General features: G+C 65.5%; 1 protein-coding gene. It reads right to left on the reverse strand.

Features of this window, described 5'->3' with window-relative positions:
• On the reverse strand, positions 1–744 hold a 744-nt coding region (locus tag QME84_12715; GenBank protein MDI6875125.1), incomplete at both ends, for an acyl-CoA dehydrogenase.

The raw sequence follows: 744 nt of genomic DNA on the forward strand, positions 1-744 counted from the left end.
CGCGTCCCTGAAATACCTCTCCAGCGGGTATTCGTCGGAGAGCCCGATCCCCCCGTGCACCTGGATGGCCTCCGAGGCCACCTGCACCGCCGCCTCGCAGGCGAATCCCTTGGCCAGCGAGGAAGCCATGCGCGCCTGCGGGTCGGCGTTCACGGCGAGCTGGAATGCCCAGTAACCCATGAGGCGCGAGGCCACGGTCAAGGCCTGCATGTTGTACAGCTTCTCCTGGATGAGCTGCATCCTGCCGATGGGCTTGCCGAACTGCTTTCTCTCCCGGGCGTAGGAGATGGCCGCGTCCAGGGCCGCCTGAGCGATGCCCGCGGCCGCGAGGGCCATGCCGCTGCGCAGGAAGGCGAAGATGACGTTCTCCGGCGCCAGGCTGCCCATCATCTTCGCGAACCTCGAGTTAGCCAGGCGGGAGGGGTCGAAGTCGTCGCCCAGGAGCTCCTTTAGCCGCGGGCCGGTAATGGCCGCTGCCACCATGGCCATGACGTTGTTCTCCCGGGGCACCATGCAGTCCTGGAAGAATATCTCTCCCGTGGGAGCGGCCTTCCATCCCAGCTTGTGCAGGGAGCTCACCTCGTAGGGCGACTTCTCTCTTTCCACGAGGAGAAAGATGCGCTCTCCCTTTTCGTCGTTGGCGACCAGCATGCACAGGTCGGCTACGGGCGCGTTGGTGATCCAGGTCTTGGTGCCGTTCACCCGGTAGTAGTCGCCGTCCAGCACCACCGCGGTGCTGGACGG

The sequence above is a fragment of the Actinomycetota bacterium genome, from assembly GCA_030019255.1.
In the GTDB taxonomy this organism is placed as follows: domain Bacteria; phylum Actinomycetota; class Geothermincolia; order Geothermincolales; family RBG-13-55-18; genus Solincola_A.